Origin of the sequence: Acinetobacter sp. BHS4, assembly GCF_018454425.1 — a bacterium.
Taxonomy (GTDB): Bacteria; Pseudomonadota; Gammaproteobacteria; order Pseudomonadales; family Moraxellaceae; genus Acinetobacter; species Acinetobacter pittii.
In genome coordinates this window covers 1,518,793-1,537,863 of the sequence record NZ_CP075323.1, presented here as the reverse complement: position 1 = coordinate 1,537,863, position 19,071 = coordinate 1,518,793, and the positions used below count along the sequence as shown (strand labels likewise).

The following is a 19,071-nucleotide window of genomic DNA, read 5'->3' as shown; positions in this document are numbered from 1 at the left end:
TACTGGTGAAAAGGTAATTTCTGACTGCTGGCTATAAATCGTGTGATAGTCTTTATTCCACACGTTATAAATTCCAAAATCCACTCGCCCCTTATAAGCTGGAAAATTCACTAGGGCGTCCATAATCGCATAACCCTGTATTTTTAGGGGGGGCTTACCATGTTAAATAACCAATAAAGATTTTATATCCATAATAGTAATGACTACTATTTACATCTGTAATGATAATGAATACTATTTGCATCAATATTAATACTTACTAATTGGGTATAACAATGCGCTTGTCACACTTCAGTCTTTGCTTCCTTACAACAGCAATTTGTACCCATCTTTATGCCGATGATTCAATTAAAATAACTACTGAATCACAAAATGCTGAAGCTAAACTTCCGACAATTGTGATAACAGCGACACGTACACCCAAAAGCATTGCTGAAATTGCAGGAACAGTTCAGACCATTTCTGCTGATGAAATTGCGCAACAGGCTGGTCCAGGTCGTAAAGTTGCAGATGTTTTGACACAACTAGTTCCCTCTTTAGCACCAAGCAGTGGAACGAGTAGTAATTATGGTCAAACTATGCGTGGACGTAATGTACTGGTGATGATTGATGGCGTATCACAAACGGGTTCACGTGATGTAGCCCGTCAGTTGAATAGTATTAGCCCAAATATGATTGATCATATTGAGATAGTTTCAGGTGCGACCAGTATCTATGGTTCAGGTGCGACTGGCGGAATTATTAATATTATTACCAAACGTGCTGACAAGTCTAAGCCTGTTAGCTTTCAAACAAAATTAGGTGTGACATCGGCCGATAATTTCCGCAGTGACAGCCTGGCTTATCAAGTTGGCCAAACGGCTTCATTTTCAAATGATAAAGTCGACGGTTTTCTTGGCATAGACTATACCAATCGAGGTTCTCAATTTGATGGTAATGGAGATCGTATTTCATTAAGCCCTTGGCAGGGTAGCACTATGGATACTGACACTATTGATGTGAATGGTCGTGTAAACTTTAATTTAACAGATAATCAGACTCTTAGTTTTGGTACTCAGTACTATAAAGATGAACAAGATACAGAATATGGGCCTGATTATTCTTATTTGCTCACAAAAACAGATCCATCTTACAAAGCTGTCAAAGGTTGGAGCTTAGATAATCAGCCGTTTACTGAACGTTATGCTTTTAATACACAGTACCAAAATCAGGATTTCTTAGGTCAAGTTCTGAATGTGGAAGCGTACTATCGAAAGGAGAAGTCACGCTTTGTCCCTTATGGTTATTCAGCTGATGGTGTTAGTGTAAAGCAAAGTCAATCAAATGTGGATTATGCAGGTATTCGTTCAACTTTACAGTCTGATCTTATTGTTGCTGATCGTGATTTAAAACTAACTTATGGCTTAGACTATGACTGGGAAAAAGATCATCAGTGGGCAGACTACTATACACCAAGCAATAATGGTTTAGTTTATACCCCAACTGGAGAAAAACAAGGCTCAGGACCAGATACTGAAATTCAGAATATTGGTACCTTTATACAAGGGGACTATGCAGTAACAGATCAGCTTAATATTCAAGCTGGAGTGCGTTACCAATATGTTCAAGCGGACACAGACAGCTATTTAACTGCACGTAAGCCGTATACATTAATGGCTGCAGACTCTACAGATTCAGATAAATTCCTGTTTAACCTAGGTGCTGTCTATAAACTCACTGATGCTCAGCAAGTCTATGCTAACTTTTCACAAGGCTACAGTTATCCAGATGTGCAACGTGTATTACGTGATGTTGCAGCATATACCTTAACTACGTCTGGTATCGCTCCGATCACTGTGAATAGCTATGAACTAGGCTGGCGCTTGAACCAAGATAAAGGTTTAAATTTGGGCCTAACAGGTTTTTATAATACTTCTGATAAAGTCGTTCAATTTAACTCGGATCGTTCTGTAAATGTTGTTGATACCGACCAGCGAATTTATGGGGCTGAAGCAACAGTAAGTTACCCATTCATGGAAAATTATAAGGTAGGTGGGACTTTAGGTTATACAAGAGGCCAGTACAAGGATGGAGCCAATAATTGGCATGAGTTAAATGCTTTTGCAGTTTCACCAATGAAAGGTACGTTGTTTGCCGAATGGAATAATACGGCAGGCTATGGTGTACGTGCTCAAATGCTTGCGATCAAAGGAACTGATAAAGCTTATAAAGACGATCTAGAGTTAAAATCAGCTGGACTGAGTGATAGTAATAGCGCAGCAGAGATTAAAGGTTATACAACCATGGATGTATTAGCACATTTCCCTGTGGCGAAAGGTCGTGTGGACTTTGGTGTCTATAATCTATGGGGAAATCAATATAAAACTGTATTCGCTCAACAAGCAGCAGTAACCAATGCTAACTCATTGCTAGCAATCCCAGCCGAAGGTCGTACTTTTGTGCTAAGTTATACTATAAATTATTAAATTTAGAACTGGGAGGGACTGTTCTAAATTTTCTAAAATTAACGTAATATGCCTTATTATTTAATAAAAAGTCCAACCCTAGTGTCTGGACTTTTTTAATGATTTGTCACGTTTAACGGTTAATTATCAATCAATTTTTCACAATTTCATGTAGCCTCTCTTATTCTATTAGAGAGAAATACAGATATTAAAATTCGAATTTTTTAACAGTCTGAGTTAGGTTTTCCCAAAAAAACTTGCCCCTCATTCTTTAATTGATCATGGATTAAGATGGTATGTAGGAGCATATGATTATGAAAAATGATGCTATATATCAAACTGGTCCTGACTATTTGAGATAAAAAATTAAGTTGTTGATTTATTATATTTTACTGTACTCTCATTTCTGATTCATTTAGTCCATCACGTTGCCGATAACTTCCACAGCGTGAGTAAAATTCATTTCGATAACAATGATATAGAACTGCTGTTTTTTCTAACATCTTTATTTTTTTCTGCGCTTGGTAAGCGATATCTTCTGCAATATAGGCATAAGATTTTACATTTTCATCCGGTTCCCCCACAATTTTACTGGCAGCTGTATTTTCAAAAATAAAATAACTCATCATACGCATGACAGCTCTGAAATGCCCTTGCCCAAGCACATGTTTTTCACCAAATAAAATATGCCACCCAAGATCAGAGTCATCAGCATCATAATAAAGCGCCAGTCGATCGCGCTTGGCTTCATATATCTCAAGATAACCGACGTCTGTATGTTCAATCGTAATAATAAATAACCGCTGATGATCATCACAAATCATCTTTTCAAAATAAACTGCCAGTTCAAGCTCTGGTTTATTCAACTGCCATTGGGGAATCACATGAGGTTCATGCATCCATTTATACAATAATGGAAAATCCTGCGGAAGTTGCACGGCTCTTAATCCATAAGCTACTCCTCTTTCCTCGTAATGGAACTCATCCAACAGCTGTGAAGATAATGTCATCATAAATATTTACTCAATTCAATTTCATGCAGATACAGTAAAGTGGTAATAATCCTGTGCTGAATGTTCGCTAAAAAACTGATCCCGTTTCTGCCGTTCTTGGATTTCCATTTGCTGAAACTTCTCAAGATGATGACGGGCAATATCTGGATTCAAAATAAATACACCATCGGCATCTCCGACCATTAAGTCACCAGAGGAAATACTGGTATCTCCCATCTGTATTTGCTGGTCAAACTCCACCACACATTCTCCCTGCTGACGTGTAGTCAGACAACTGACCGATGAAGCAAAAACGGGGACCTTCATGTTTCTTAAAGCAGTTACATCCGTTACTGCACCCAATATAATTACAGCGGCAAGCTGATGATATATGGCAGCGCGATGTCGCTGTTCTCCCCAACAGGCACGATGTTCCAATTGACGTGCATCAATGACCAGTACATCACCCGGGTGACTGTTCAGCAAAGCCTGACGCAGTGCCATACCATTGACTGAATGCAATGTCGCCGTACGCACTCGACCCACAACATGTCCAATTGGGTTAATCGCATGAATCTGTGGTAAATGCCCTTGGTCCAGTACATGACCAATAGTTGAGCTGGCAATACCTGCATAGCTCTGGATTAAATTATTTAACTGGTCTTGCATGAGTATTGACCTCTGTGTTCATCCTGTCTCAGTAATGGACAGCTTGCACAATATTCTTTTTGTGCTTCAGGTAACTGAAAATAAAAGCAGCATTTTTTACGTTGATAGGTCGTCGACGATTGCTGCCGACTCTGATCCAGTAAATAAAATGGGTTCTGTTTTAGACCCAGATCAGCTGCAGGTAAATCTATCAAAAACTGCCGTTGAAACTGGATACGGCTGAGTAAAGCTTGGCTCCCCCCTTCTCTGTTCATCATGTCGTAAAATTGCAGAATTCGTAATGCAGTATTTTCCCACAACAAAAATTTCTGTACTTTCCCTATACGGGCGAGGACATCAAATAACTTTTGCAGGTCATCTAGTATGAATCGCACATATTCTTCAAAAGATTGCTGTTTTCTACTGATTCCATGCTGTAATTGAGGCAGATTAATCAGATGCAGTGTTCTGTCCCAATGCCAGTCAGGAGGCAATACTGTGGAAATACAAGATATTTCCCATGGCAAATCAATTTCCTCAGAAGTCACGGCATAAAAATATGGAAATAATAGAGGAACAGCCCAATATTTAATGAACATGGATGTAGTGCAGGTTAAACTCACTGCACCCACACGGGAACCAAAATCATTTAATGCTGTCAGACATGCAGAGGGATCTAGCAGATCTGTAAAACTCAGAATCTGCTGATCCTCTACAGGCAGCACATCAAATTGAATATTCAAGCGTTCAGCCAGCAACTGCCGAAGTACTGGTATATTAGATTCTGTCACTTTAAAACCAGACTCAATATTCAATACTGCAATCTGTGACTGCACACCTGAGTTTTCTCTATTCATGAAATTAAACAACACTCCTGAATACATTCGGCACAGTTCCCATACTGCTTGGCATACTTCCTACCCGATTATCTTGCTCAAGTAGCGGACGGATCAGTTGCTTATATGGCCACAACTCACTATCAAACAGAATATGCTTTAATTCAGCACGGGCTGTATCCGTAAATGGCACATCATCCAGCGCTTGCTGTAACTGCTGAGCCAATACGCGCCATAAATCCGCCGAGTCAATCTGATAGAACTCTGCAACAGTTTCCAAGATACTCGCCAAATTGACCTGTATACCGAGTGTTTGCAGATAGAGAATCAAACTTTTCACGCTGTCGTGATACAGCGTAATACGAAAATCATGTGGACTCAGGTACTCCGGATCAGGCAGGCCCTGCTGCTGCATCCACGGCTGATATATACGGACGGAATCATGGTCGCGGAGCATGAAACCAGCGAATTGCCCCTGTTCCAGTACAATACAAATATTCTGGCCATGAATTTCGCCCATCAGACCAAGACGGAACAGGCGCAAATTCACCTCAAAGAAATCACGGCATAATGCAGCAAAAGTATTGCAAATATGCTGTGATGTAATCGTTAAATTCTGCCATTTTAGAATCAAATCAAATACACATCCCTGCCCATCCATCAGTTGCCCTAAGCTAGCCATAGGAATAATCTGATAAGGTGCTTGTAACAACTCAGCAGGAATTCTACGGCGCTGTGCAGCGAGATGCATCGGCCGTTCATTGAACAGCATTAAATTATCTGGCGTTAAATTATCCTGTTGGTCTGGAAGATATGCCCACCATTGATTTTCATCGCATAACCACAGACGTCTCTTCAGTACCTCATCTTTTTGCTTAGCAAGCTGCAAAAGTTGCTGATTCTTTTGCCCATTGATCATTTTTACAATCGGCAAAAAACGCAATGAACCCAAAGACTTAACTGCAAGTGGTAATTTTAGACTATCCTGTGGCTGTGTCGCTGAAAGAAGACTTCTTAGTGACGAACTGGCGTACCAGCCGCTAGACTGGAACGCTAAAGGGATAATATCCTTATGGTGCAACTCTTCAGAAAATTTGTCGGACAGCACATGCTTGAACTGCCATGCATGTAAGGGAATCGCCAAATAACTATCCCCCAGCGCTTTTTCATCACATTCCTGTTTCAACATCAGGAACTGTTCTGCATTCAGAAAAATACGCGCAGGTTGCTGCCTGCTGATCTCAGTAACATCCTTCCCATAGACCAACTTTTCTTTATTTACTGCAACCCAGTGAACATTCATATCCTGAGCAAATTCAGGACTGAAATACTGATATTCATCGGGACTAAAACCGTCCTTTAATTTGGCCAGCGGATGATAGGGACGATCCCGCAAAGCAGCATACTGCTCCAGCTGTATAAATAAATCTGCGGGATGCTGCGTTAACCACTTTGAAGAGGACAATTGATGTTGCTGAGACAATTCTGCATGCAACATTGCCTGTTTTAAATCTGCACGAAAATCTGCCAGTTTTGATGTATCAGCAGAGTTGAAACAGTGTAATTGCTGTATGAAGTCAAATAGTTGCAATGCACTTAGTTTCTGAACATGATAATCCTGTGCTTTGTCCAAGCTAAGCTTACAGATCGATGCTCCAACATACATCTGCCAACGCTGTTTCACACCCTGTTTAAGCGGTAGGATCAAACACTCAGTCTGTGCAGAATTAAATAAAACTGCAAAATGCTCTCCAGCTGCATAACTGTCAAAAAGTGTTTCAAGTCCACGCTGAAACCTTTGTCTACATAGTCGTTGAGCCTCATCCTTTGTTAGGATCTCCGATTCTGAAATATATTGCTCAGCAAGTAGACTATTAACCAAATCCATCAATATCTCCTGCCCTGAAACGGCAGGTGAAAACACCATTGTATTCATTTATTTATTCCCCTAAACAAGCTGACGGAAATGGAAAAGAGGGTTATTTACATAACGCATCTGTACATCACCATCACCGAATAAGCGGCGGCGGGTTAGCGATTCAATACAATATTGCTCTGCAAAGACATCAAACACAGCATAACGTGACTGGTGTTCGGGATATTGCTGCTGAAAATGATGAATAATATCTGCTGCTTTTTGCCAGAAGACCTGTTCACTAAAGTCAAGGTGCTGTTTTAATGTTATGGCAATATCACTCAATGCAACAAAGAATAGACAAGCGCAACTAAAATCCCGCACTGCATTTAGGTCATCCGTGAGAATAAATGACATACGATTAGCTTTCGCATGTTCTGCGGGTAATGCATGCAAGACTGGAAAAGCTTCTGGATGGGTCAGATGATCAGGACTGAAGCGTACCCCATCATGAAAATCCTTTAAAATGATTCGTACTGGCCAGCCATTACGATGAACCAAAATAATATTTTGCCCATGCGATTCAGTTCCAATTCCTTCAGCAAAGAGTAAATATAGAATCGGCTGAATGACCACAGACAGCAATTGCCCAACCCATGCATCCACACCATACTGATCCAGCCAAGGTGCGATCAGTAACTTCCCATCCTTCTGGACATGACCAATTCCATTCAGGGGAATAGCATCTTCACCAGATTTTAGATACTGCTGAACACTTTCACGCCACAAACTGGCAATAGTTCCATATGCCTGTTTGGCATGTGATTCAGGTAGACGAGTGAAATCCACTGCTGAGGCATGTACTTCACCAAGAATATCAAAATCTAATTTTTGGGCAATTTCACTGTTCTTTTTTAAACCCTGTAGCCAATCTGTAATTAACGGCCCATTCATTGCTGTATGTGTCGCCAATATCCGTGAACTTGAGGTATTTGTCAGACTCATGGACAATTTGATATAAGGCTTTTCAGGATGTTGTAAATTGGTCAGTGTTCTCAGTGACTGCTGAGCAATATAGGCATATTCGCCTCGTCCCAGATAAACAATCTTCTGTTCAGCAATTTCCTTAAAGAACACATGCACAATAGTATTTTCCCATTGCCATGGATGAACGGGTAACCAAATATACTCATCTACATTTTTTTGCTGACCCAAAACCTTTGTAAACTCTTTCTGATCCTGTTCAGTCAACTGCTGCTGCAGGAAATCATCCGCATTTAAATGACTGGATGCATTATGGGAAAATATGGACTGATGTACTGCAATCCACACAAGATGAATAGGTTGTGCATATTCAACCCCATATTTCAGATTATCCTGCAGATTAAAACCCACTCGGGATTTATAACAAGGATGATAGGGATGGCCATCCATCAGATAGGTTTCCAGCACATCATAACTATATTGTGCTGCTGGTAGTACATACTCATTCTGGCAGTGCTGAGACTGCACATCATGAATAAAAGTTCGCTTCAACTCACTGATAAAACCATCAATCTGGGCTGCCTGTGGAATACTTCGGATAACCTCATCAATGACTAAATTCAATTGTGCAACCGTTTTTTGTCCCTGATGATCCTCACGGATGACATCTGTAGCATTCATGCGTACTAGGCCAAAACTGAGATGTCGCTGTCCTGCAGCTATATAACGTACCGATTGCCTTTGTGAATTGATCACATCTATATAAAAAACACCATCCTCAAACTGGGCTGGAATCACCTCTTCATAAATCAATGCCTGTAGCAATTGTTTAATCACACGCTGTTCAACTTTTTTCATCATGGCTTGATCAGGTTGCTGCCAAGCCAAAGTACTTGTATTCACAGAATGTGTGGTCGTGGAAAGTGCTGGATGTAAATTGCCCATTATTTTTACCTTTATTGATTTTGGACCAAAACGTCCGCTTGCTTTTGACTCGGAAACCTCCATGCCGCGGGTAATGCCAACAGCATTACGCCTGCACAGATCAAAAACAGTTCCCGTATCGCATGAATTTGAGCAATTGCGAGTTCTGGTAAATATGGAATATTGTGTGTACGAATTTGCAGATAGAGTGCAGCAACCACGACAGCAATTGCAGCGCAAATCCGGCGCAGTAAATTATTAACAGCTGCTCCCTGAGTCACCAGTTCCTGATCTTCCAGACTATTTAACCCAGCTGTTGTCGCTGGCATATAGGACAAACCAAATCCCAGCCCATGCAAGATCATACAAAACATCAGGGATATAACATGTGTACCTGGAATCAATGCCAAACCAGCGAATGCAGCAACAGTCAACAGAAGACCAAAACAAATTAATTGCCGGGCGCCATGTTGATCGAGATATTTACCCGCCCATTGACTACATAGACTGGTGGTCAGTGCACTGCTCATCAGAATCACTCCTGTCCACACTGGACTGAGTTTTAAAGTATTCTGTAACAGTAGCGGGATCAGGAGTAAGGTAATGAACAGTCCGATGGTATGCACAACTGAAATAATCACACTGTAGTTAAAACCACTATTGGTAAATAGTTGCCAGTCAATTAAAGCATTGGGCTTATTACGACTGAACAAGAAAAAGCCGCAACATGCCGCAATACCTGTACTGAACAACAGTAGAAACTCAGGCGTTTGGATGTCACTCAACTGCTGAATTCCACTCAAGCTGAGCAGCAACGCTACAATACCCACAGCAAGCAGTACAAAACCACTCCAGTCAAAACGAAGCAATTTCACATTAGTCTGCTGTGACGGCAACCACCTTAACCCCATCACTAATGCAAAGATCGCCAGCGGAACATTCAATAAAAACAACTCCTGCCAGTTCCACCACACCAAAACCAGTGCACCCAGCATGGGTCCACATGCCAAAGTCAGCATGATCATGGCACCCCATAGCCCTGTAGCAGCACCGCGCTGCGCAGGCGGAGTTACCATAAAAATAATTCCCAGAGACAATGGGATCATTAATCCACTTGAAAAGCCTTGTAAGGCACGAACCAGCAGTACAGTTTCAAAATGCTCTGCAAAAGCACCATATAGCGAGCTCAAACAAAAGACTGTCAGCGCAGTCAGATATACCTGACGTTTACCAAATCGCTGACTCAAATAACCTGTAAGCAATAGACTCAGGCTCATACTCAGCAGAAAAATAACCATGACCCAGCTAACTGCTGTCTCATTAATCTGAAAATCATGCATCAACTGAGGAATAGCGGGGTTAAAACTACTGTTGTTTATGCTGACGGTGCCAGTCCCCAACATCACACAGATCATCACCCAACGTTGTAACCCTGTAGATACAGGATTTTCTGCTTGCAACAGTGATTGTGGCTGTTCAGCCATCTCCTGTCCCCTGTGTTATTTGCTCATGACTTTTAAATACTGATCATCGGTTTTCCCAGAGGGACGCGGCATGACTGTATTTGTTCGGGAATTATTTATCTTGAATTCAGTCGTCAAGGCATGACTATCCAGCTGAAAATCCTGAAAGCCTTGTTTCCCATCTACATCAAAATAGTTTTCTTTCAGAATCTGATTGGCAATCCGTGCGGAACGAAATGCACCCAAGCCCAGATCTGGAGTTCCAACGCCATGGTGTTGGAGACTGGTATTTTGTATATAGATCTCACCATCCCCTTGATAATGCAGTTGATGATGCTCACTAATTTTCCAGCGTTGCTGGGTATCTAATACAATCCCGTCCTTTAACTTATTCAGGAAAGTCTGTGCAGGATATTGATAACCCGTTGCTGCAATCACGGTACTTGCCCGAAGTTTCAACACCTGCTGTTGCTGAGTCTGTAAAAATTCAAGTTGAATATTATTCGGCCCATGTAACTGTGCATTCTCCAACTGATAGTTGCCGGCAATAGTCACACAGGTATCCGCTTGTCCAATACTACGGTGATAAAGGCGCTCATAGATTTCCTGAATAGTTCTGCTACTGATGCCCTTGTACAAGTGGGCCTGCGCAGTTGGCAAAGTATCTTTGAGAGCTTCTGGTAAATGATAGAAATAACGCATGTAATCTGGACTGAAGCTTTCCAGACCCAATGGTGTATTTTCCATGGGTGAAAAACCTGCAGAGCGGGTCAACCAATACAAATGGAATTTGGGCTTACCTGTTTCTGATGAAATCTGCTGATCAAATAAATTAATAAAAATTTCCGCTGCAGACTGACCAGAGCCAATCAGTACCACATTGCCAGAAAGATTATCGGTACACTGCTGTAGATAGCTGGAAGAATGCAGACAAGATGCAGTTTGCTCTGAAATTGTTTGTAAGGGTTTGGGTAATCGCGGCACCGTTCCCACCCCCAATACCAGTTTACGGGTCTGATGAATGGACAATCGTCCACACTGTTCAGCAATCACCTGAAAACCGCCAGAGATTGGAGCAACGTCCACCACTCGATGACCAAAATGTAGATCATGCAACTGCTGTACCACCCACTGGCAATAATGGTTGTATTCTTTACGCGGAATATACAGATTCTCACGAAAGTAAAACTTATAGAGGCGTTGCTGTGCCTTTAAATAGTTCAGAAAGCTATAAGGGCTTGTCGGCTCAACCAGACTGACCAAATCGGCCATAAAAGGGACCTGCAACATCGCACCTGGCAGCTGTAATCCTGCATGCCAGTCAAAATTTTCCCGTTTTTCAAAGAAACAATATTTCAATGAAGCATGCTGATTCACCAACGCAGCAAGACTTAGATTAAAGGGCCCCAGACCAACACCTATGAAATCAAGCATAGTCGGCCTCCTCAATGACTTGTCTAACATAGAGTGGATTTTTTAAATCAACATAGATTGATTGCTGAGAAATATCAGCTTGTAACTCATCCAGTTCATACAGACGTGTCATCATATTACCTTTATAAGGAAAAGTTTCATGATGTAAAACAGTCTTTAATAAATTGCTTTCAGGATATTTCTGATAGGCCTGCAACAAGTAGGATTGCAGCATTTCAATTAATTGTTGCTCCTGAACGGCGCCAGTCATACCTATGGCATTAATCAGACCGAATAAGGTATTACCAATAAAGTAATAACGGAAACGTTCATCCACCAGTGACAATGGGCATACTGCCTGACCATCTGTTGCCAATGTCGGATAATGTTTCAAAATTTCTGTGGCAAGCTCACGGATATAGTAAAATCCTTGATTATCCCTAAACCATACTGTTTTAGGCATACCCTGTTCCAGTTCAATCAAGGTATTCTGTTGATGTGCTTCAAAAGCCATTCCATATTCATGATACAACTCCATCAATGGTAGAATGGTCATTTCCAGGAAGCGATCAAACCACAGCAAGGCAACTTGTGACTGAGATTGACCTGTTTGTTTTGAAATATCTGCAAAAATTTCACTGAAACGATTTTTTGCCAATATAGGATGATCCTGACACAATGAAGCAATACAAGTCACATCATCACTGACCTTAAATGGATTTTCACGCAAAATACAGATGGTTTCATCCAGCACTTGACCACCAAATTTCAATGCAATCCAAGCAGGATCACTCAAAGCCTGAAGGTTCGGATTTCGCTGCCTGAATTCACTTAGACAATCATCATGCCACAGTTGATAACTCAACAAACCACGGTGGCATTCCTTATACAGATTGACCCGAACTGAATTAGTCACAGCCACAGTCATTGATGCCTTGAACATCCAAGGTGATTGCTCACTGTACAGCGTACGCACTGAAGTTGTTGCTTTGACATCCCAGCCTAACGCGCCAAAATCAATCAATTTCTCTTCATGTAGAAGCTGTTGATACCAGTCCTTATCCTTTAGATAACGTGCCTGCCATGGATGTAAAGGCAACAAAGCATATTCAGGAAACTGAGCTATTTTTGCTCGGTGAAACGCATTGAAATATGGTTCTAAATCATGTTTGAACTGTGTAGGAATATCAATTTTATGTGCATTATCCGAAGCAATATGCTCTGGGTGCACATATAGAAATTGCATTTTGAAGGTATTCTGTGTTTCAGGTGAAAAAATCTTCCAGTCATCCTGTACAAAACCCTGTCGGCTTTTGGGTGAAGGATGCATGCTGTGGCCAAGTACCAATGCCTGTTCACTCTGAATAAAATTTTGCTGTTTTGCTATAATTTGATCAAAATTTGGTTCACGATGACTGAGAAATTGCTGCAGTGCTCTGTGACTCTGAATCCAACATTCCAGCAATGAAGATGCATCAAGCTGCTGAGCTTTGGATTGTTCAATTAAATTTTCCAGTAGATTTGACGCAATATTTACAGGACTAAGTGCCAAATATTGACCTTCCCGCTCGACCCACGGCAAGTCAGCAAAACGGTGCCGCCCTACCTGACTAAAATACTCAATCGGTGCATAAAGAAACCCATTGATTGCATGTAAAGGGATACTCAGTAAAACTTTGCCCTTACCTCTTTCTGTCAAATGAGGAGATTGTTCTGTTAAAGAGAGAAAACGTCCATGACCTGTTTCTTGTAAATATGAGTTCACTAAATGCTGCAAGGCAATTTTATTTGTGATTGATCTCATCAGGATTACTCTGTGGAGGGATAAATACCTACGGAGAATATCCACATTTATCCGCAAATACAAATGATAATTATTATTATTAACATTCAATAATAAAAAATTACATTTTATCAGCAAATTTCAATTTTATTCGCAAAGTAAAATTAAATATAATGAAAAGTTAAGCCTTAAATATCCTAAAATATTGATCAATGCAAAACTGGATTAGACAAATTTATCTTAATTAACCGTGATATAAATCACAGTTAATCTATGATTTTTAACAAAGGTATCGATATTATTCTTGAGGGTGCTGCCGACCTCTCTCAATCTATGGGACTGCCGTGGCAATCTAGTCATCCAAAAGTGAAAGAAAAGGTTCAAGAGATGTACGCTAAGACAAGACTAGAAATAGCCAAAAGCATTTCTGCGCTATTCCCCGACAACCTGAAGATATTGCAGCTTGGAAACAACAATCTATTCAGCTTTTTGTACTCGGTGATGATCGAAGTATTATTCGTCGTGCCCATCAAAACCATCTAAATACTTTTAAGGACAACTCATAACTGTTCACATCTTTTTAGGGGAATAAATTCCTATTCCCCTAATTCATTGAATAAATTTCAAATATATTATTTTAAAGCAATTAATAATGTTTTTAATTACAATGATTCTCATTTATAATTCGCTCAATTTAAAATCACTCTCAGGGCGAGACAATGGGAAATAAGAAAAGTAATAAGCTTTTTACGAGGAAGTCTGAAGTAAAAAATATCAGTCCACTCCTTTCACTTGGTGGGGCCATTATTCTTTCCAATGCAGCTTTTGCTGCTTCACCTGCTGAAACTACAGAAACAGAAAAGAAACCCGAAGCTCTCCCGACAATTACAATTACTGCTTCACGCGCAGATGAACTCTCTACCTCTGCCAAACAAGTCACCAAGCTAGATGAAAAACAAATTGAACTTTTAAGAAATGGTTCATCTGGAAGTATTGCGACTGTTTTAGCAAAAGCCGTACCGGGTTTATCCGATTCAAGCCGCACCATTACCGATTATGGTCAAACTTTACGTGGTCGTAATGCTCTCATCTTGGTCGATGGCGTTCCAATGAACCTCACACGTGACACATCACGCGGACTTTCAGCAATTGACCCTGAAAGCATTGCCAACATTGAAGTGATTCGAGGCAGTAACGCAATTTATGGTGGCGGTGCTTCTGGCGGTATTATTTCAATTACTACGAAAGCGGCTGGTGGCGAACCTACAGCAAAAACAGTCGTTGGGCTTCAAACACCTTTAACAAATTTCCGTTCTAATGCTTTAAGTGGCGATATTCATCAATATTTCACAGGCAGCTTTAACGCTTTTGACTATGCACTAGACTTTGGTTACCAACGTATTGGTAGCCCATACGATGCAAGTGGTGACCGTGTTGCACCTGAACCTAGTCAGGGAGATTTATATGATGCCGATGCTTACAGCGTAGGTGGTAAACTTGGTTATCATATTGATGACAATCAATACTTACAATTTGCTGCGAACTACTACAATGCCGAGCAAGACTCAGATTATGCATCTGACATAAGTGTTAAGAATACCCCCGCTGGAACTGTACCAGCCAAAGCAATTAAAGGCTTAAAGCTTAAAGATCAGACTAAAAATGAAAACCAGATTTACAATTTAACCTATAACCATAAAGACTTTTTTGGTAATAAGGTTGATGCTCAAATTTATTATCGCGACTTCTTTACGCGTTTTTCACCATTTGATGCGCGTGTTCCTGAAAATGAAGTCAGCCCACGTGGTGGACAAGTGGATCAGGTATCTCAAGAAAATAACGTACTCGGTAGCCGTTTAACTGTAACCACACCTCTTGAGTTTTTAGGTGATACCTCATTAGTTTGGGGTGGTGATTTTAGCCGTGAAAAAAGCGAAATGCCTTTAGATATTTTCGATCGTGACATTTATGATCAATCTGGTGGCTTAGAGTTTGTAAAAACTGGCAAGCTCATGTATTTACCCGAGCTTACCACGCAAAGTGTCGGTGGCTTTGTACAATTAAAACACCGCTTTAATGACCAATGGTCAGCAGAAGCTGGTACGCGTTATGAAGATAGCTATGCCCAAATTGATAGTTTTATTCCACTATCACAACTTGATCCTAACACACAATCATATAAGCCCAACCCTTATGTGTATCAAGGTGGAAAAGTGAAAGCTGATTCATGGTTATACAATGCTAATGTAACTTTCTCTCCAAATGACCAACACTCGATTTATGCATCATTTAATCAAGGTTTCCAATTACCTGATGTGGGTGTGATTATTCGTAATGCAAGTGAGGAAAAAAAATCTGAATTATCCTCTTCATTTTTAGAACCAGTAAAAGTTGATAACTATGAGTTGGGCTGGAAAGGGGACTTCAATAACGTCTCTTCAAGTTTAGCTATATTCCACTCTACTTCTGATCTTGGCGCTGTTCAACCAGTGAGTAATAGTTTGGTTATGCTTAGAACCAAAGAGAAAATCACTGGTGTTGAAGCAACTTTTGACTATCTTGATGATGCTAATGTTTGGGGAACGGGTGGTAGCGTTACTTGGATGAAAGGTCGTGAAAAACCTCAAGACGGTGCTGAACAAGACATGACAGGCTTCCGTATTCCACCATTAAAACTTACAGCTTACGTTTCTTATAGCCCAACTGAAACTTGGACCAACCGTCTACAAGCCACTTATTTCGGTTCAGAAGACTACCGCTTAAATGGCAAAAATAGTTTTGGTCGTTACGATGTAAAAACGTATACAACAGCAGATTTAATCAGTAGCTTTGCGCTTAACAAAAAAGACACTGTGACGATTGGTTTAGAGAACATGTTTAACCGCAAGTACTACCCTCTCTATAGCCAATTATTAAGATCTAGTAATAATACTAGCCATTTAGTGGCAAATGGTGCAACGCTGAAAGTTTCCTATAGCCATAAATGGTAATCAAAAACTGATATTGAATGTGTCACAAAAAGGAGATCAATGCGATCTCCTTTTTTTTATTAAAAATATTAATTCCTTATCTATTTTTTCCATGGTTAACCTAAGTTAAACCCACAGAACCACCCTAGTATTCTGCTAAAAATTTTGTTAACTTGATTCTGTTACACATTCAAGATGCAGCTTTTTCATCCAACACTTCCTCTCACTGTGTTTATGAAAACAATATCAATATGTAGTTTTACCAATATTTTTAATGGGGCAAATCATAATGGAAATCTCACACCGCGAAATTTACGCGCTCGTAGACATTAATAATTGTTATGTGAGTTGTGAGCGACTATTTAATCCCAAACTTATTGGTCTACCAGTCGTAGTACTTTCCAACAACGACGGATGTGTTGTATCACGTAGTGAAGAAGCAAAAAATATGGGTATCAAAATGGGTATCCCATGGTATCAAATCGAACAAGAAGCTCTTCAAGCAGGTGTACACGTCTATTCAAGCAACTACACTTTATATGCTGAAATGTCACGTCGCTTTTTTTCCGTTCTTGGTGAATTTTTCTCGCCCGATGATTTAGAAGCTTATTCTATAGATGAATGTTTTATTCGCCTTACCCCTTACCTTCAATCTCTAGATATTCATTCTTATTGTGTCAACGTCGTAGAAACCTTAGAAGAATGGCTAAGCTTACCTTGTTGTATTGGCATCGGATATTCAAAAACTCAAGCAAAATTAGCCAATCACTATGCTAAAAAAATTAGAAGCTTTAATAGAATTTGTAATTTCACCACTTTAGATCCTCTGCTTCTTGAAGACCTCATGCAACACACTTCAGTCAAAGAAGTCTGGGGAATTGGCTACCAATTAGTCAAACAATTACGTAGCTATGAGATTTATTCATGCTTAGACTTAACTTTTGCCAATGAGCATCATCTAGCAAAAGCTTTTTCTGTGGTTATGGCCCGTACCATTCGTGAGCTAAAAGGCCAATCCTGTATTCAACTTGACGATCCTGCCATCGTCACAAAACGAATTTTAGCTTCACGTAGTTTTGCTCAAGCTTTATCCAGCATTGAGATTATTAAACAAGCACTTATTTTCCATCTCAACCGTGCTCATCGCCGTTTAATGAAACAAGAGCAACTATGTGTCTGCATTCAAGTCATGCTTTATGAAAAAATAGATAAACCACCTTATAAAAAAGCGTCTTCTCAAGCGATAGGCTTAAATTATGCAACAGATGATTTATGCATATTAACAAAAGCAGCTATGCAGCAAATAGATGTTTTATATAAAGAAAATAAAAAATACATTAAGATTGGAGTTTTATTTTGTGGTTTGCATCCCCGTCAACATCACATTGATGATTTATGGCAACCTCTTGAGTTGATTCAGCAAAGACAACAATTAATGCAAACACTCAGCACAGTTCGTAACCGATTCGGTAGTCACTATTTACAAGTCGGTTATCATTCCCGTAATCCATCTTGGCATATGAAACAATGTCACCGTTCAAAAAATTATCTAACTCGATGGAATGAGCTATTAGTGATTGGAGAGAACTCTATAGCCGTTACACAAAATACATGAACTGTTTTTGTCAATTCAGTTTAAAATAAGCTCCATTAAATTACTTGAAATTTTGTCATTTTTTAACATTGCTAAATCATCGCAAAATTTACAATATATAAGCCGAATTTGGTATACCCTTTCTGCGACGATGAAAACAAATTATAAAAAAATTGTAGAAACATATGCCATAATAAGCAAACTTTGCAGACATCTTGCAAAGAATATTTGCATCTTTAGAGCTGGAGCAATCTGAATGAGTTCGACCATTTTGGTGATTCATGGACCGAATTTGAATTTGCTGGGAAAACGCGAACCAGAAGTATATGGTCATCTTACCTTAGATGATATTAACCAACAACTTATTAGCCAAGCTCAACAAGCTTCAATCACATTAGATACTTTTCAAAACAACTGGGAAGGTGCCATTGTTGATCGTATTCATCAGGCACAAACTGAAGGCGTAAAACTTATTATTATCAACCCTGCAGCCCTCACCCATACATCTGTTGCTCTACGCGATGCCCTACTTGGCGTTGCGATTCCATTCATTGAAGTTCATTTGTCGAATGTCCATGCAAGAGAGGCATTCAGACATCATTCTTATTTATCTGATAAAGCAATTGGCGTGATTTGTGGTTTAGGTGCAAAAGGCTATCGTTTTGCACTCGATTACGCTATTGAAAAAATTCAACCATCTAACCCAAACTAGTTTAGGAATAGTCGCCCATGGATATCCGCAAAATTAAGAAACTCATCGATTTAATGATTGAGTCTGACTTGCAAGCGATCGAAGTTAAAGAAGGTGATCAATCAATCGCTTTAACTCGTCGCAATCCTGTCGTTGCTGCGGCTGGTGTAGCACTTCCGGCTGCTCCTGTTGCAGAAGCACCAGTTGCAAAAACACCGCGTGGAGCAGTTGAAACTTCTCCAATGGTTGGCGTGTTCTACGCTGCTCCAAGCCCAGGCGAAGCACCATTTGTTAAAGTAGGTCAAACAGTATCTGCTGGTGAAACTTTGGGTATTATTGAAGCAATGAAAATCATGAACCCAATTGAAGCAACTCAAAGTGGCGTGATCGAAGAAATTTTAGTGAAAAATGGTGAAGTTATCCAATTCGGTCAACCTTTATTCCGTTATCGCGCGTAATTACCCCGGGGACGTCT

Annotated in this window: 13 protein-coding genes and 1 pseudogene; 6 read left to right on the top strand and 8 right to left on the bottom strand. The window is 40.1% G+C overall.

Going from position 1 to position 19,071, the window contains the following annotated elements:
• Window positions 1-275 precede the first annotated feature (275 nt).
• Window positions 276-2,465, top strand: coding sequence for a TonB-dependent receptor (locus KIP84_RS07280; protein WP_104074388.1), 2,190 nt, complete (start codon window positions 276-278; stop codon window positions 2,463-2,465).
• Between the two features lie 368 nt (window positions 2,466-2,833).
• Here the strand turns inward: KIP84_RS07280 and KIP84_RS07275 are convergent, their stop codons facing one another.
• Genes KIP84_RS07275 through KIP84_RS07240 form a run of 8 tightly spaced genes read right to left on the bottom strand, consistent with a single transcriptional unit; the run spans window position 2,834 to window position 13,363 of the window.
• Window positions 2,834-3,457, bottom strand: a complete 624-nt coding sequence (locus tag KIP84_RS07275) for a GNAT family N-acetyltransferase (RefSeq protein ID WP_104074387.1) — start codon at window positions 3,455-3,457, stop codon at window positions 2,834-2,836.
• Between the two features lie 21 nt (window positions 3,458-3,478).
• Window positions 3,479-4,105, bottom strand: coding sequence for an RraA family protein (locus KIP84_RS07270; protein ID WP_213689618.1), 627 nt, complete (start codon window positions 4,103-4,105; stop codon window positions 3,479-3,481).
• Complete coding sequence (locus KIP84_RS07265) at window positions 4,090-4,968, bottom strand: (2Fe-2S)-binding protein (RefSeq protein WP_213689617.1); 879 nt, start codon at window positions 4,966-4,968, stop codon at window positions 4,090-4,092. Before KIP84_RS07265 ends, KIP84_RS07270 begins: the two co-directional genes overlap by 16 nt.
• Complete coding sequence (locus tag KIP84_RS07260; RefSeq protein ID WP_213689616.1) at window positions 4,946-6,856, bottom strand: IucA/IucC family protein; 1,911 nt, start codon at window positions 6,854-6,856, stop codon at window positions 4,946-4,948. Before KIP84_RS07260 ends, KIP84_RS07265 begins: the two co-directional genes overlap by 23 nt.
• A gap of 12 nt (window positions 6,857-6,868) precedes the next feature.
• Complete coding sequence (locus tag KIP84_RS07255) at window positions 6,869-8,704, bottom strand: IucA/IucC family protein (RefSeq protein ID WP_213689615.1); 1,836 nt, start codon at window positions 8,702-8,704, stop codon at window positions 6,869-6,871.
• Window positions 8,705-8,715: 11 nt separating this feature from the next.
• Complete coding sequence (locus KIP84_RS07250) at window positions 8,716-10,167, bottom strand: DHA2 family efflux MFS transporter permease subunit (RefSeq protein ID WP_213689614.1); 1,452 nt, start codon at window positions 10,165-10,167, stop codon at window positions 8,716-8,718.
• Between the two features lie 15 nt (window positions 10,168-10,182).
• On the bottom strand, window positions 10,183-11,580 hold the full coding sequence (locus KIP84_RS07245; RefSeq protein WP_213689613.1) for a SidA/IucD/PvdA family monooxygenase: 1,398 nt from the start codon (window positions 11,578-11,580) through the stop codon (window positions 10,183-10,185).
• A complete protein-coding gene (locus KIP84_RS07240; RefSeq protein ID WP_213689612.1) occupies window positions 11,573-13,363 on the bottom strand; it encodes an IucA/IucC family protein in 1,791 nt (596 codons plus the stop codon). The genes KIP84_RS07245 and KIP84_RS07240 overlap by 8 nt, the downstream gene beginning before the upstream one ends.
• 264 nt (window positions 13,364-13,627) lie before the next feature.
• On the opposite strand from KIP84_RS07240, the pseudogene KIP84_RS07235 reads away from it, so the two are divergent.
• The 5 genes and pseudogenes from KIP84_RS07235 to accB all read left to right on the top strand — a co-directional run.
• Window positions 13,628-13,908, top strand: a pseudogene (locus KIP84_RS07235) (aldolase); the annotation flags it as partial.
• 153 nt (window positions 13,909-14,061) lie between these two features.
• Window positions 14,062-16,332 (top strand): TonB-dependent receptor, encoded by a 2,271-nt coding sequence (locus KIP84_RS07230; protein WP_213689611.1) that lies wholly within the window; start codon window positions 14,062-14,064, stop codon window positions 16,330-16,332.
• A gap of 268 nt (window positions 16,333-16,600) precedes the next feature.
• Window positions 16,601-17,926 (top strand): Y-family DNA polymerase, encoded by a 1,326-nt coding sequence (locus KIP84_RS07225; RefSeq protein ID WP_213689610.1) that lies wholly within the window; start codon window positions 16,601-16,603, stop codon window positions 17,924-17,926.
• Window positions 17,927-18,161: 235 nt separating this feature from the next.
• A complete protein-coding gene (gene aroQ, locus KIP84_RS07220) occupies window positions 18,162-18,617 on the top strand; it encodes a type II 3-dehydroquinate dehydratase (RefSeq protein ID WP_213689609.1) in 456 nt (151 codons plus the stop codon).
• A 17-nt stretch (window positions 18,618-18,634) separates the two neighbouring features.
• A complete protein-coding gene (gene accB, locus KIP84_RS07215; protein ID WP_000354611.1) occupies window positions 18,635-19,054 on the top strand; it encodes an acetyl-CoA carboxylase biotin carboxyl carrier protein in 420 nt (139 codons plus the stop codon).
• Window positions 19,055-19,071: the final 17 nt, after the last annotated feature.

Excerpts from the sequence above, each read along its gene's own strand:
- KIP84_RS07280 (WP_104074388.1), top strand. The coding sequence starts at position 276 with ATGCGCTTGTCACACTTCAGTCTTTGCTTCCTTACAACAGCAATTTGT.
- KIP84_RS07275 (WP_104074387.1), bottom strand. The coding sequence starts at position 3,457 with ATGATGACATTATCTTCACAGCTGTTGGATGAGTTCCATTACGAGGAA.
- KIP84_RS07270 (WP_213689618.1), bottom strand. The coding sequence starts at position 4,105 with ATGCAAGACCAGTTAAATAATTTAATCCAGAGCTATGCAGGTATTGCC.
- KIP84_RS07265 (WP_213689617.1), bottom strand. The coding sequence starts at position 4,968 with ATGTATTCAGGAGTGTTGTTTAATTTCATGAATAGAGAAAACTCAGGT.
- KIP84_RS07260 (WP_213689616.1), bottom strand. The coding sequence starts at position 6,856 with ATGAATACAATGGTGTTTTCACCTGCCGTTTCAGGGCAGGAGATATTG.
- KIP84_RS07255 (WP_213689615.1), bottom strand. The coding sequence starts at position 8,704 with ATGGGCAATTTACATCCAGCACTTTCCACGACCACACATTCTGTGAAT.
- KIP84_RS07250 (WP_213689614.1), bottom strand. The coding sequence starts at position 10,167 with ATGGCTGAACAGCCACAATCACTGTTGCAAGCAGAAAATCCTGTATCT.
- KIP84_RS07245 (WP_213689613.1), bottom strand. The coding sequence starts at position 11,580 with ATGCTTGATTTCATAGGTGTTGGTCTGGGGCCCTTTAATCTAAGTCTT.
- KIP84_RS07240 (WP_213689612.1), bottom strand. The coding sequence starts at position 13,363 with ATGAGATCAATCACAAATAAAATTGCCTTGCAGCATTTAGTGAACTCA.
- KIP84_RS07230 (WP_213689611.1), top strand. The coding sequence starts at position 14,062 with ATGGGAAATAAGAAAAGTAATAAGCTTTTTACGAGGAAGTCTGAAGTA.
- KIP84_RS07225 (WP_213689610.1), top strand. The coding sequence starts at position 16,601 with ATGGAAATCTCACACCGCGAAATTTACGCGCTCGTAGACATTAATAAT.
- aroQ (WP_213689609.1), top strand. The coding sequence starts at position 18,162 with ATGAGTTCGACCATTTTGGTGATTCATGGACCGAATTTGAATTTGCTG.
- accB (WP_000354611.1), top strand. The coding sequence starts at position 18,635 with ATGGATATCCGCAAAATTAAGAAACTCATCGATTTAATGATTGAGTCT.